We start from the raw sequence: 14,718 nt of genomic DNA, 5'->3' as shown, positions 1-14,718 counted from the left end.
TTAAAAAAAAATAAAAAGCTATTACTTGCAGACGGACTATAGTGGAGAATATATTTTCAGTATATTTATTTTTTTAATGATAAGGATGAGATTATTAGACAAATTAGTAGTACTAACAGTAGGTTTTTTTACGCTTTTGGGGTTTGCCCAACAACCAAAAGATGCTAAAGCAACTACTGCCCTACCCACAGCTATAGAAGATATTAATTCAAGTAATGTAGTAGACTATATTGCCAGCAAGGTTAAAGTTTATGACAAAAACCCAGTGTATGCCATTAGACCTTTACAAAACAGTTGCGTTTATGAAATTTTAGTAAATGGTTATCTTATACATAAAAACTATGATTTACAAAAGTTAGGAACTCCTATTCCAATTAATGCTGCAATTTTAAAAAGTGGTACCCAAACTATTACGTATAGGTTGTACCCGCTAGAAGATTTAATGGTAAACACCTACGGTAAAGGGGACACGGTTCATACGCTGTTAAAAAATACTTCAATGAATATAGAGATTATTAAGTATGAAGATATAAAGACCGGAACACGCATTGGTGATGAAATTTTAGTTGTGAAACATGAAAGTTTAACTAAAAAAGGAACAAGAGAATTTATAGGCAGTGGTTTACCTTATTATGAATATACATTTACATTTGAAGCAACCGTTCCTTATGAAATTGAAAGCTGGAGCAATGGACAAGATTTAACAAAATATGATAAAGAAGAGCTGGAAGCTGTAGTTTTAAAAAAATATGCACAGATCAAAAAATATTATCAGGAAAATAATGTTGATAAATTAATACAATTAGAATTTTTGAATCAATCTTTAAGACAAGATATCTCTGATTATAAGGACAAAGAATTAATTCAAGAGTATTATGATAATTATATAAATATAGTTACGAAAAAGGATAAAAGAATTCAACCTTTAGAAAGTTATGAAATGCAATTTTTTGGAAATAATAAGATTGTCACCTTTCGTCACCCTGTAATTTCACCTCGAGACCCAAGGCTCAAAGGTAAATCAGCTTTTTATTTTTTAACAACTTTAGAAAGTGGAAGAATAATAGTAAATTTTGATACTTTATTTTTATACCTTCCTAAAGGAAAAGCATTAACTGTTGAAAATTTACAAATACTTTAATTAGTTGCTTGTATTTTAAACATCTAATTAATACTTAAGCATAGCGCTATTGGAATTATAGCCTATTTCCACAGTGCTATTTATGGCTATAGTGGACATTAAACTACACCATGAAACTACTCTATAAACTCATTTTCTTATTCCTTTTTATCTTCAGCGTTGGTTGTGCCGACCTACTAAAAATGGATACACATTTTGTGCCAATTGAAGCAGAAAATCTATACGAGTATGATAGCATGCAATCATTTGAAGAAATTTATGATAGTACAAAAATTATTGAGTTTTTAAATAGAAAAACAGTAACCGAAGTCATTAAATTAGAAAATTTTAACGCACTTACCTCCGTTCGATACAGATTTAGGGAAAGCCTAGAAGGCAGCCTAGACAGAATGACATTTGGCTCTATTACTATTGACGGTAGGCTACCAGGATTTTCTAGAATAGAAGTCAACGATAGGTATGTTCCCCATACCCTGACTTTTTTAGATATGGATTTCTTCTATTACCTTCCCTGGGAAAAATCACAGTCTTATGATATAAAATTAATAGCCCAAGATATTATTCATAATTTGGATGACAGCACTATTTTTTATGTAGATGAAAACAGTATCATTTATGGTGAAAGAGGTGAACACCACGTATTACATATCACCTATTTAGAAGCTATAAAACGCTTAGAAGTCTTCCATAGTGTTCAGAAAGAAAATCCATTTAGGAAGCTACCAGAGCAAGATTTATTTTCCAACTCTTTGGCTAAATTGCGATTGACAAAAAACTTCCACAATACGAAAAATGCGCCCGAAGAAATTGATTGGACTAATTTTGAAAATTTAATCTCCCGCCATCAAAGAAAAATTTTTGCAACTATAAGAGATTTCATACCAGAACTTAGTATGGAATTTTCTGAAGATATAAGGTTTGCTTTTGAACTCAAAGACTATATCCTTAACGCATTAATTGTTCGCGATAGTACCATAAATAAAGTATTTAAGGAGTTAAATACTGTTACTGTAAACACAAAAATCAATTTAAAAGAAGATACAATTCATAAACCGTTGAAACAATCATTAAGAGATTTAAGTATCTTCCATGAAATAGAAATAGTGCATAAAACCGACCAAGGGTTTATTATTAACGAAAACGATGATAGATTTTACTTGGTGTTTATTTATGAAAATAATGGGGCTCCTTACCTACTGTGTTTATCCGGCCTTGATAATTTAAGAGAGGCTCACTTTTATTTTCAATTATTAAGTAACTTAGAGCACTTAAAATATAAAGGTTTATAAGTTAACCGCTTCATCATAATCAATATCCCATTAATTACGTGCTAGAAACCTTCAGAGTAGATAATATGGACACTGTTTTTATGGTCTTTCTGACTATATTTTCTAGTATTTTTGGTCTTTTTTATTACTTAGTATTAAAAAGTCTATACGGAGTCAAATTTCCCGTAATCTGGCCCTTATTTATCATTCCGCCCTTTATCGTGGTGATAACAGTTATTTTAGATCCCGGTTATGTACCTTTTGCCTGTTTGGTAAACTTCCCTATTCTTCTAGCATTAATGCTTATAGGAGGTGTTGTAAAAGCTATCAGAAACAAAAATTCTATTTGGGGATTCATCGCTTTTATTGTAGCCATGCCTCTTATCATGATTACTTGGCCTTATGGAATTATCTTAATTACAGCCTTTGTTATCCTTAGAGAAATACTTACACCAAGTTCAAAGAATACTTTTTATGAATTACAGGGTGTTTTGCCAACCTCTAAAATTAGATCTCTAGCTATGGGCTTAGTAGAAGTTTCAGGAAAAACGATTCTCATAGAACCCGTTTTATCTGCAATAAAAAAAGTGCCTTGCATTGGATACCTCTATAAAGTAGATGCCATAAATAGGGATAAAAATGGAAAAATAAGTTATAGCAATATTTCAAAGGAAACGGTCTGTAATTCATTTCAGATAAATGATGGCAGTGGCGTCATTACGGTATCAGGAGATGATCTTGAGTTGATAGATTTACCAGAATCTAAATACTCTTATTCCGCTGGTGATAGACGTTTTCAGTTGTTTTTATTAGAAGAAAATACGAAGGTGTTGCTTATTGGTAAAGCTACGAATAGAAATCAAGAGGTATTCATTGAAAAAGACCCTTCAAAAGATGTATTTGGCGTTGCTACTTATGAGCATGTAGAACAGTGGAATTTATTGCGACCCTTACAACAATCATTTGTAAAATATCTTTTGATTTTGATTGCCTGTATCAGCGTTATTTTAACTTGTGAAATCACCGTGCATGAAAACGAATTACTCTTTTCTTTCAAGTCGCTCTTAGAGGTATTTAATTTAAAGGAATCACTACCATTTCAATTATAAACTAAAAAAAATGAAGCCCTATTTATTCATCATTATTATAGCACTTATACTCCTATTTTTTGTCAGAGGAATAGTTTCGCTTTACAACCGCTTGGTTATGTTAAGAGCTAATACCGATAAGAATTTTGCAAATATTGATGTGCTATTAAAACAACGCGCTGATGAAGTTCCAGAATTGGTGAGAATTGTAAAGGGGTATATGCGCTATGAAGAAAACCTATTAATTAAGGTGACGGAATTGAGAACGCAGTATTTGAGTGCCAGTGATAAAGAAGAGAAAATAAAAACATCTAATGCATTAAACAAAAGCTTAGCTTCTATAATGGTGGTTTCTGAAAATTACCCCGAGTTAAAAGCGAACGCTTCTTTTTCGGCACTGCAATCAAGAGTCTCGGAATTAGAAAACCATATAGCCGATCGTCGGGAACTTTATAATGATAGCATCAATCTCTATAATATTGGAATAAATGAATTCCCTGATGTATTAATAGCGAAATCTTTTGGCTTTAAAAACAAAGAATTATTACAAATTACTCAAACAGAAAAAAAGTATGATGGAGTTCAGTTTTGAGTATTATGATTGGTTAAAAGAAATCAATATAAATACAAGTATTATTAAGTCCGTAGCATTTTTTGGTGTTCTATTGCTTATTGTTCCAGCTAGAATATTGGCTATTTTTATGCGAACGGAAGTAAAGAAAAAGTTTCTATGGCTGGTTTTCGTATGTGTCATAGCCACATGGCTATTCGGATCTTTGGTGGTCGGCGTTATGGCTTCTTATATTCCTGGCGGATTAAAGTTATTTTTAGCTTGGCTAGCGGTTTTGTGCAATGTTCTTGGTTTTACAGTAGCTAATCACTCAAGGTTATATAAAATTTACGAGCAGCAACTAACCAAAGGGTACTATAAAAACTAACATGAAAATTTAATTTAGAATTCTCATTTTAATCCTTACTATTCATCAATAATTTTTTCCATATGAGTTCAAAAACAATTTTTAGTTTATTCTCTATTTTACTTTTGGCACTAGTAGCCAACGGACAGCATAAAGTGGATTATGACCAAGTGGATACAGAAATTACGGACCATTATAAAGATTATGAATATTTAAGTAAAAAGCGACCTGGGTATTATCTTCAAGTAAATAGTCAAAATTGTTATTATGATATTAGAATGAATGATGGCCCAACAGGTCTTTATTATGATGAATTTCCTGCGTACTCCGTAAGGCTACCAATTAATCTAAGTATTTTAAAAAGTGGAGAACAAAAACTATCTATAAAAATATTTCCTTTTCAAGGGAATACGCTAAGCGCAAAGGCCAATTTACAATTACGTTTGATGCGCTATTCAGACATGACCGATATGGAGAACGACTTTAGTGGCAGCACGGTACTTTGGGAATGGAACATGCCTGATGTAGGCTCCCAAAAATTACCCATCTTCGCTTTTGATACCGTTTTTGAGGCAGATGTACCCTATAACTTAGAAATATTTGATTTATACGCTACTGATCTTTCCGAAATGGACAAAAAGGACTTACTAGCTCAAGTTGTTACCGAGTTTACCAACAAAAGGGATAGTGTAATAAACAGAAGTCAAGACAGGGATTATCTATTACGACATGTAAAAAGGGCGTTAGTACAAATTTATCCCGATGATCAACTACTGAATGAAACCGTTGATGGTATGTTGATCCTTGGAGAAGGTAAAATACCGCAACCTTTAGAAGATTTTGAACTTCAATTATATTACAATAATAAATTAGCCACCTTGGTACGTAGAAAAAATAAAGAAGCTACAATTTGGTTCGAGAACGAAGAGAAAACTTCTATTTCTTTTCAACCATACTATATCTTTAAACATAAAGAAACAGGCACTTGGCATATGTGGTAATAAGCCTTTAACTTGAAAATAAGCTATCCGTAAGGTTAGATGGTTTTGTTTTAGAACACTTTCAGTATATTTAAATTTAATACACCTAGTCATTAAAAATCTACTCACCACCCTCCTACTCTTCTTAGCAACCATTGGTGTCGCTCAAGATCATTATCCCGTACTAGATAGGATGGTGACTGATAATGCTCAAATTTTCACAGGAGAAGAGCTGAAACAGTTATCCATTAAACTAAAATTATTTCAGAAGGAAACTTCCAATCAACTTGTAATACTCACTATAGAAGAATTGAATAATGAACCTATAGAAGACTATGCCTATAAAACTTTTGAAGTCAATAAAATTGGCCAGAAAAACAAAGATAATGGTATCCTCTTAGTGATAGCTAAAGAAGATAAAAAAGTACGTATTGAAGTGGGGTATGGACTAGAACCTATAATCACGGATGTGATCGCATCACGAATTATAAGAAATATATTAACTCCTGAATTTACAAAGGGTAATTACTTTTTGGGTGCTGATGCCGCTATAAATTCGCTTATCCATGAATTAAGTCCGGCTCAGCCAGCAAGCAGGCAAAATTATGAGGTTCCGCCAACAACAGAACCTATGGCCCCTTCCACTATGGAGACTGATACATCTTCCGCTGTGCGTAAAGATTCTTTAAAAACCACTTTTGGTAAGTATGTTTTTTCTACGGCACTTATGGCTTTCTTGGTTTTAAGTCTATGCTTTATTAAGGTTTCTTTTAATACGTGGGTGATGACCTTAGTCGGAGCATTTACAAATAAAGTTAGCTTTTCTAAAGTACTTGGCTACGCTTATAAAACTGGACGCCTACTTTTCTTAGGCCTTATTATATTCACTTTTATGGTTTTTACGCTTTTAGCATTATTGTTTGATGTCTATCCTAATCGATTTTTCTTTTTAGTGGAAGATTACAAGTGGCTTGCTATCCCCATACTACTACTTATATCTCCTTTAATTTTTGCCTTAATGCATGTAAAGTATTATGGCTTAAAACTGAATTTTGCCCTTGCTAATAATGACACCTATTTTATCAGAAAAGAGATTGAAAGTATACTGGATTTAATTGGAGCGGTCAATTCAAATTCTAGCAATGATGGGTACCACTACAGTTCATCTGGACGAAGTTATACCTATGATTCAGGAAACGAAGAAGACTCCAACAATAACTCAAATTCGTATGCTGGAGGAGGAGGAAAATCTGGAGGTGGTGGCGCTAGTGGTAGTTGGTAGCTTTTACGTATATTGCCTATGACTTACAATTCCAATGATGATCAGATACTTTTTAATATTTCTTTTAGTGGGAATACTCAATGCTTGCGGGCAGGATTTAAAAAATATAGTGCCTGTAAAAATGACTTCCTATGATTCTTTACTTCTATCTCAGTTAGACAAAAATAGCAAACATAAAAAAATAAAATATGCGCTATCTACTACTTCTAAGCTACCTTATAGTTTAAAAATAAATGATATTTTGGCGGAAGAAAACATAGTTCCAAATGATGATCGTGTATTGAATCATTTTACATGGAGTTATCTAGAAAATTACATTTTAGGAAACGGAAACTATACGGCAAAATATACATTTCAGCCGCATGAGGATCCAGAAATTGCAGCAGAAGATGGTTTGATACATCAATCGGATCTAGATGAATTAGAAATTGAACTTTTGAGGTATGAAGAATATGATGGTGAAATAGAAAATATAACAATACATAAAAAATTTACTTTTACGATACCAAATCCTGTTTCTTTTACAGAACAAGAGATAGAATTTACTATCAAAGATTTACCTTATAAAATCAAAGGTTGGAGCGAGAGCCAGGATTTAAGAGATATAGATTCAGAATTACTCAAAAAAGAAGTTGTAGCTTATTATCAAGAATTGAGAAACATCTTGAATGAAGGTTCAAATTATAAGTATACATATGAACTACAAAAAACTAAATATTTAGAAGCAGCTCTTTCTGCATATTTAAATAAAGAAGAATATTTAAATATGCTCAATACTAATGCTACAAACAAAATCACTAAAAATAAAATGTATCCAATTGAAAATTATAGTTTAGCTATAGAAGCAGAAGGTAGATTGGTTAAATTATACAGAACAGATTCTGAATTATTAAATTGGGATGTTCTAATTTATGAGGATGAAAAATATAGAAACTCCCTAGCGGTGCGATTACATAAGCCTAAGGGATCTGATACCTTTGAAATTATTACTAAATAATTTCTGCATGGATTATGTAATATCTATAGACAACTTTTAATTTACCTCGATAGCGCTCATTTGTAACGAGTGCTATATCGAGTAAGAAAATATCAATTAAAATTATTTTAACAACAATACATTCTACCCCTGTTTATAAAAATATAGGAGGATGTCATATGACGATTAGGGGGGCTTTTGATGCAGAATCTACTGCACCAATTCAAAAGCTGACAGTTGGAATATGAGCTCAGTAAAGACCTAAATAATACACAATTAAAATTTCATAAACTTATGGAGATTGATAATAAAAAAATAAAATTACTTATTACTATCGCACTTATTATCAGTTTAACAGCATGCAATTTTTTTAACTCTAATTTAAAAGAAAAAGATGTTAGCACTGATGCATCAAAAAAATCAAACGCTGAAGAAAAAAATATTGTTAATGATTCAGATGATTTAACTATAACGCCAAAGTACGACGACCCTAGGTATAAAGAATTAATGACGCAATTTGAAAAACAAGAGCACCGTTTTGAAATTGATGCGTGTGAATTCAAATATAATGGGAAGTCTTTTTTTATTGGAGATTCTTACGAGAAAATACTAAGTATTTTTGGCGAGCATAAGGATGAATTATTTTTGTCTGAAAAATATTCATATTATAGATTTGAATATGACGATATTAAATTAACTTTCTTGTTGTCGGAACCAGGAAAAAAATTGACCACACTAAACTTAGTTTTAGATAGAAGATTTACGGGAGATGTTGCCCCTCCTTTTGAAATAATATTACTTAGAAAAATTCCTTATAAATTAGGAAACTCGTTAAATGAATTCATGGAATTATCTGATCTTAATCATGATAAGTTAAAACATACTCAACATTCATTTTCGTTTATAGAACTAGAGAAATGTTCTATAAACGAAAATGAAACAATTTTTACAGTATTAGATTCTAATCCTGTTTATAAAAATATTGGAGGAGGTCATATGACGATTAGGGGAGCTTTTGATCCAGAATCTACTGGACCAATTAAAGGCCTGAAAGTTGGAATATCAGCTCAGTAAAGAAAAGAACAAATACACTATTTAAATTTTTTAAATTTGTTGAAGTTGATACAAAAATAGCATACTTGTAATTAACGTGATTATTATAAATTTAATAATAGACAATTTTTTTTTAACTCTAATTTAAAAGAAAAAGATACGAATACTGATGCTTCAAAAAAGTCAAACGCTAAAGAAAAAAATACACATGAGCTTACAGATCCTGTACCTATAACTTCAAATTATGATGATATTAAATACAAAGAGCTAAAGATGAGCCAATTTTTTTTACAATGAATGTGAAGCCTACTTATGAAAGCATTGAAAGAGAACATATAACTGCTATTAGGAGTAATAAAACTAATTCAAGTAGCACCGATTGAGGTGATAGGTGGTGATGTAAATACTATAAAGTAAATATAACTATTTCAGGAAAACCAATAGCAACAATTAGGAGCATGCATATTTGTCCTATGTTTAGCGGTGCCGCATGTGCGCGGCCTCGGATAGCGCTCTTCTGTTACGCGTGTTAAATAAATTAAGTAAACATTAATATAAAATTATTAAGAATTTAAATACCTCTTGCATTTTTTCAATAGTGAGTAAACATTATTAATTTTTATTGAAAAAAATTCCATTGGTAAATTGATTATATACTACATTTTTATTTTATAACTAAAAGCTATAGTATTACTTATAAATTTTCCTTTGGGAAGCTTGGTATATATTGGACTTTCTTTTACAGAATCATCTAATATTTCTTCAGGAAATTCAAAGCTTATCATAAGTGCTGTATTCCCATCTTCATCTACACAAAAACTTTCATCCACATCCTCAATATAGATTCGAAGTTGCTGCGTGGCTTGAGGGGCTAATGCTTGAAAATTATCCGGGGAAAATTTACCATTAGGTTTAAATCCACCATCCAGAATTTATGCAATAGAAATACCATGCATTACGCTATTACAATTCTTAGTAATTTTACCTAATATCAATTTATAAGGAGTACAATAAAATGCCATGTGATTTAAGTTCTCATTAAGGATGTACAAAGTATCTTGACTTTGGTTGGTTATTTTTGCACTTACATTAATAGATCCATCCATATAGCTTTCATCATCAAATTCCAAATAATGAAAGTTAGGGCTAAAAATTTCAATACTAATTTTGGAGTTTTGAGTAAAGCCAAAAGAAAAATAGTAGTAAAGCAAGCTTGATTTAAATGTTTTTAATAAAGTATCTCACCAATCTATAATATCATAAAGTTCTATTTTAATAAACCAAAGTTGTGTATGATAAAAATAAATAATACTAGAAGTAAAAATATTATAAATAATCTTATTTTTTTTTTCATAGATGGAATCTCTACATTCACAAATTTATAAAAAGCCTCATCCATTATAATCAGTTCTTTTTCTTTTACAATTTCCATATCTCCATTTTTATCTACATTAACTGTACCGATCAATATATATTCTGTACCGTCTTCCAATAATAAATTTTCCACATCAATTAACGTTCTGGATAGTTTTTTTTCGGATCTATTTACATTTATTTGTATAGAAATATTTTTAGCATTTACTTTTATTTGTCCTGTTTTATCCTGCAAATAAAAATCTGAACTAACTGATTTTGTTCTGTATATTCGCCATCTTTTAACTCCTTTCGCTCCTCTTCTACCATCATAACTAAGTGAAAGGTTACTATAATTATAGCCAATACATTCTCTTTCTGATATTGGAGATTCTATATAATTAATCGGTTTTATTTTACCTTTAATATTAACAAGACCTTTAGAAAGAGTTTTTATTTCGGAAATATCTAACACATCATTCTTTATTTTATTTTTAAATAATTTAAACAAAATCATACCTCCAATTAATAGAAAGAACAGCACTTCTAAAAAACTTAAAACGAAAATAAAAAAAGGATAAAAAGATTTTAAAATCATAAATTATTCAATAGAACAAAATTTAATAAAGAATAAACTCATCGCTGTTAATTGGCTTGTAGAATAATGAATAATAGCTTTTCCTGGAATCACCTTTAGAACGCAAAACAGATTTATTTCTACCAACTTGTCCTATTTCATCGTAAACTAGAGTTACAATCTTTCCATTTGCATAAAAGCGTAGTTTAAAATTTTTAAAAGACATCATTTTATAACCTTCCTTAACTATTCTTCCGGAAGTTAAAAGTTGTTCAACTCTTTTTTTACTATCTGATTCTGAAAAAAATAATTGTTGAGCAGTCCGTTTTTCTTTGTCATATATTAAATTAGCGTACTGCGATATTTCATTATTATCATAGACTTCAGATAAAGCATAATATTTAGAAAGTAGTTGCTCTGTAAGTTCTTTTAATTTTTCTAAATCCGTCGTAAGCATTGATTGAGATTTCTCTAGTATTTCAATATTATATGGTACTAAAGCTTCAAAATTAGCATCAAAAATATACTCTGTAAGTTCTGGATAATTAAATTTTGTTTTCTTACTAACCTTATTCTTCTCAATTGGTGAAGATAGGTTTAGTAAAACTTCTTCATCACCATATTCTTTTTTAGAAGTGTTATATTCTCGCTTTACAACGTCTATTATTACTTGCGCTTTGTTTAAGCTAGTTTCTAGCTGTTGAGTTTTTCTATTGTATGATGGATACATACGAACCTCTATCTTTTGAATACCTGATTTAGATATAGCGAGGTTGATTGGAAAATAACTTCCTTTAGGAGAGATATCATTAGTAATAAATTCATATTCAAGAAATACTGGAATATCATTTATTCTCACTTCAAAATTTGTATTAGAAGAACTTATATAAATACCGTAATGTGGTTCTATTGGATAATGATTTATTTCTTGATATAAATTACTAATATCTGATAATGTTTTCATATTCTTTTGTGTATTGTCTTGTGCACAACTTGTAATACTTAAAATAAGTAGTAATGCACTAATACTTTTTCTCATAGGTGTTTATTTAAATCTGTAGGCACAATTAACATGTATTAAAAATGGCATAAAAAATCACCTTATTACTTCTAAACTATCCGAACCTTTAGGTTGGTGTAATAGAATTGGATAAAATGATACCCTACCATCCCCATTTTTATCTAAATAATATTTTGCCATCATAGATTCGCCTTTATCAGGATCATTAGCAAAAACCAAGCCTAATACCCTGTTATTTCCATAAAATTTTAATTCATAATTTTCTAAATCAGCCATTAAAAAATCTTCTTTAGGAAAATCCCTTACATATTCCTCTCTATCTTTAAATAATTTCTCTTTATCCAAATAGGAATACTGAGAAGTTTCATAGCCTTGTTTTAATTTGATTTTTTGTAGTTGTAATGCTTCTTTATCTACCATAAGTTGTCTATACTTTTGGTAGAAAGCCACCACTCTTTGCTCAATGGCTACACTATCTTTTTTATCAAACACTTTACTATCACTCCAACCGGTGAGGGTATAAGGTACCTTTGCTTTAAAGTTTAGCTCATCATGATGAGATTTCAATTGAGAAAAATTTATTTCTTTTCCACGATCATCTTTCCTAGGCATTTCATATTCTAATACCATTTTGGGCTCTTCTCTACTCCCATCAATCCATGCAGTCTGTGTTATATCTAACCAAAAATCATAATTATCAGGATCTTCAAAATAGTCTTTTTGAGTATTATCATCTGTATATCTTGGATATATGCTAATAGACAAGCTTTGTTTACCACTTTGTAGTATTGCCTTATTAATAGGATACCAAATGGTCCCCCCCATTGTACTGTAATTAGTAGCTACAGGAATATCATTCACCCTAATTTCATAAGCATATAACGTAGTTATTTGTAGCACGTATTCCGGTTCATAATCATATTTTTTTAATTGACCTATATAAGGGTCATCTTCTAAAATTGCTTTTAAATCTATAGAGGTTGGAGCGGTTTCTTTTACAGGTTCTTTTTTGTTTTGCTGTGCACAACTTGTAATACTTAAAATAAGTAGTAATGCACTAATACTTTTTCTCATAGGTGTTTATTTAAATCTGTATATAGGTATTTGCCAGTCAGTTAATTCCCATTCATAAGGGTCTAGAACAATAATCTCAGTATCTCCTTCATAGTGTAAACCATTTTCCTTTTTAAGCTTTTTTATGGGGTCATCTCCATCGGTGGTTTCAATTGTGATACACTTTTCTTATTTTACTCCCGCTCTAATTCTATTGTTTCAATCACTAAAATATTGTTTAATGGGCTTCTAGAACGTAGATTCACCGTATCATTTACAAATCCTTTTTTTAATACTATAAATGTATAAGAAACAGGTAACCTCTTAATGCTCTCCCCACCCATAAAACCAATATCAGAGGCACTTATTTCTCTAAATTTATAATACCCCTCATCATTAGTTATTGTAGAATCTTTATCACTTAATAGCATAATGTCGTTCTGATTTTCATCTAACAAAAATTTAATTACTACTTGATCTATTGGAGTGTTATTAGCATCAACAATATAGCCTTCTACAGCATACCGTTGTACGTGCTTTGTAATTCCACATGAACTAAGAATCAATAAAAGAAACAAGAGTTTACAAATTATTTTAATAGGCATCTTCGTAAATTTATTTTTAAAAGTTTTTTATGTTAGTCAGAATCCTGTTTTATAATTATAATTACAATCGTTGCATCTAATTCAGACAATAATTCTTACCAATACAGTGCATCAGGAAGAAGCTACAATAGTCAATCTGTAAACAGCGAGACCTCTAGGAGCTCCAATAATTCCTCTATTAGGTATGCTGGAGGAGGAGGAAGATCTGGCGGCGGTGGCGCTAGTGGTAATTGGTAATTAAGATTTTTCAGCGTATGAAACTTTTAACGATTAACAACATTGTTTGGTGGAGTTAGTAAGATAAAACGTTCATGATCTAAACCTTCCAATACAATAAACAATTGCTGTTTTTCACTTAAGCGGATATTCTTTAGAACGTAGACGGCATTCACTTCAGAATTTACGCCTAAATCATTTCTAAAATTGTAAACATATAATGGCTCAATTTTAAATTCTTTTTTAGCTCCCTTACTTTTTATAAAAAACTTCAAATCTTTTATAGTATAGGCTTTTGCAGAACCATTTATGATTTGCAAACTAAAGTACATTTCATTTTTATCTAAGGTAATATCATTTAATTTTAATTCAATCACCCCCACTTTCCGAGATACATTCTTAATCGTCGGTTTCTCAATATGGATATTTTCACAAAAAATACTGTAATACGTTTGGGGTTCAGAAGTATACAAATCAATATCATGAACTGGTTGGTTTTCTATAGCAACAGGGATAATGCTATGATCTTCTGGCCTGGTATTTTCAGTTACCTCTGGAGTGGTAACGCCAACTAACTGACTAGTAGGTTGTGTTGCCCCAGCATTATTGGTGGTTAGTACAGGTTTTACGCTTGGTGCTGGTTCTGAAATTGCTGGGCTTGTATTTATAATCGTATTGTCAGCTTGTAATTTTGGATCTGTTGTTTGAACAGATGGTGTCGGTTTTACTGTTGTATTAGGAGAGACATTAATTCTGCCAACAGCATTAGATACCGTTAATACATACACAAAATTGGTAACATCGTTAGAAGGGTCTAATACAAAAGAATAGATATAGCCATCATTGGTAGTGATGGTTAAATTACTTAAGTGTTTGGTTTTACTAGCCTTTAAAACGCCCATATTACTTTGTTGCTCATGACTGAACATATAATCAGAGGAAGGTTCTACGACGTTTAATATTGGAGCTGGAAAAATAAGGGTAATTATATTAGATTCATTTAAGGCTATAGTTATAGGTTCTCCTGAATGAGCATATCCTATTTGAATGGAAAGAAGCAACAAAAAAAACAAATGCTTCAAATTCTTGATAATCATAACCTTACGCTTTAATGTTAGAAATAGGACAACCATAACAGCTACAATTATGTTTCCTATATCTTACAAAATGAGAGCGCTAAAGTAGCTA

Annotated in this window: 16 protein-coding genes; 9 read left to right on the top strand and 7 right to left on the bottom strand. The window is 31.0% G+C overall.

What is annotated here, in order from left to right:
• Positions 1-25 precede the first annotated feature (25 nt).
• The 9 genes from M666_RS15135 to M666_RS15095 all read left to right on the top strand — a co-directional run bounded on the left by M666_RS15135 (position 26) and on the right by M666_RS15095 (position 8,726).
• Positions 26-1,141, top strand: coding sequence for a hypothetical protein (locus M666_RS15135; protein ID WP_151198073.1), 1,116 nt, complete (start codon positions 26-28; stop codon positions 1,139-1,141).
• Positions 1,142-1,323: 182 nt separating this feature from the next.
• Positions 1,324-2,430, top strand: coding sequence for a hypothetical protein (locus M666_RS15130; RefSeq protein ID WP_029446534.1), 1,107 nt, complete (start codon positions 1,324-1,326; stop codon positions 2,428-2,430).
• Between the two features lie 38 nt (positions 2,431-2,468).
• Positions 2,469-3,518: a hypothetical protein gene (locus M666_RS15125; RefSeq protein ID WP_151198072.1), complete on the top strand. Its 1,050-nt coding sequence runs from the start codon at positions 2,469-2,471 to the stop codon at positions 3,516-3,518.
• Between the two features lie 10 nt (positions 3,519-3,528).
• A complete protein-coding gene (locus M666_RS15120; protein ID WP_029446532.1) occupies positions 3,529-4,089 on the top strand; it encodes a LemA family protein in 561 nt (186 codons plus the stop codon).
• Positions 4,070-4,435: a hypothetical protein gene (locus M666_RS15115; protein ID WP_029446531.1), complete on the top strand. Its 366-nt coding sequence runs from the start codon at positions 4,070-4,072 to the stop codon at positions 4,433-4,435. Before M666_RS15120 ends, M666_RS15115 begins: the two co-directional genes overlap by 20 nt.
• Before the next feature lie 62 nt (positions 4,436-4,497).
• Positions 4,498-5,415 carry a hypothetical protein gene (locus tag M666_RS15110; RefSeq protein WP_029446530.1) on the top strand — a complete coding sequence of 306 codons (918 nt, stop codon included), beginning with the start codon at positions 4,498-4,500 and terminating at the stop codon, positions 5,413-5,415.
• A gap of 172 nt (positions 5,416-5,587) precedes the next feature.
• Positions 5,588-6,676, top strand: coding sequence for a TPM domain-containing protein (locus M666_RS20030; RefSeq protein ID WP_029446529.1), 1,089 nt, complete (start codon positions 5,588-5,590; stop codon positions 6,674-6,676).
• 67 nt (positions 6,677-6,743) lie between these two features.
• A complete protein-coding gene (locus M666_RS15100) occupies positions 6,744-7,673 on the top strand; it encodes a hypothetical protein (RefSeq protein WP_151198071.1) in 930 nt (309 codons plus the stop codon).
• Positions 7,674-7,889: 216 nt separating this feature from the next.
• On the top strand, positions 7,890-8,726 hold the full coding sequence (locus tag M666_RS15095) for a hypothetical protein (protein WP_151198070.1): 837 nt from the start codon (positions 7,890-7,892) through the stop codon (positions 8,724-8,726).
• Between the two features lie 635 nt (positions 8,727-9,361).
• Here M666_RS15095 and M666_RS20515 read toward each other — a convergent pair.
• The 7 genes from M666_RS20515 to M666_RS15065 form a co-directional block, all read right to left on the bottom strand.
• Positions 9,362-9,535: a hypothetical protein gene (locus M666_RS20515; protein ID WP_158400251.1), complete on the bottom strand. Its 174-nt coding sequence runs from the start codon at positions 9,533-9,535 to the stop codon at positions 9,362-9,364.
• A gap of 102 nt (positions 9,536-9,637) precedes the next feature.
• Entirely contained in the window at positions 9,638-9,835 is a 198-nt protein-coding gene (locus M666_RS15090; RefSeq protein WP_151198069.1) for a hypothetical protein, read from the bottom strand.
• 137 nt (positions 9,836-9,972) lie between these two features.
• Complete coding sequence (locus M666_RS15085; RefSeq protein WP_029446525.1) at positions 9,973-10,656, bottom strand: hypothetical protein; 684 nt, start codon at positions 10,654-10,656, stop codon at positions 9,973-9,975.
• 22 nt (positions 10,657-10,678) lie between these two features.
• Positions 10,679-11,674, bottom strand: a complete 996-nt coding sequence (locus tag M666_RS15080) for a hypothetical protein (protein WP_029446524.1) — start codon at positions 11,672-11,674, stop codon at positions 10,679-10,681.
• 57 nt (positions 11,675-11,731) lie between these two features.
• The gene (locus M666_RS15075; protein WP_029446523.1) at positions 11,732-12,730 is read right to left on the bottom strand and encodes a hypothetical protein; all 999 of its coding nucleotides are present in this window, start codon (positions 12,728-12,730) and stop codon (positions 11,732-11,734) included.
• 173 nt (positions 12,731-12,903) lie between these two features.
• Entirely contained in the window at positions 12,904-13,314 is a 411-nt protein-coding gene (locus M666_RS15070; RefSeq protein ID WP_029446522.1) for a peptidase associated/transthyretin-like domain-containing protein, read from the bottom strand.
• Between the two features lie 263 nt (positions 13,315-13,577).
• A complete protein-coding gene (locus tag M666_RS15065) occupies positions 13,578-14,627 on the bottom strand; it encodes a DUF4138 domain-containing protein (RefSeq protein ID WP_158400249.1) in 1,050 nt (349 codons plus the stop codon).
• Between the last annotated feature and the right edge of the window lie 91 nt (positions 14,628-14,718).

It is taken from the genome of Cellulophaga baltica 18, from assembly GCF_000468615.2.
In the GTDB taxonomy this organism is placed as follows: Bacteria; Bacteroidota; Bacteroidia; order Flavobacteriales; family Flavobacteriaceae; genus Cellulophaga; species Cellulophaga baltica.
This window is presented reverse-complemented; position numbering and strand designations above follow the sequence as displayed.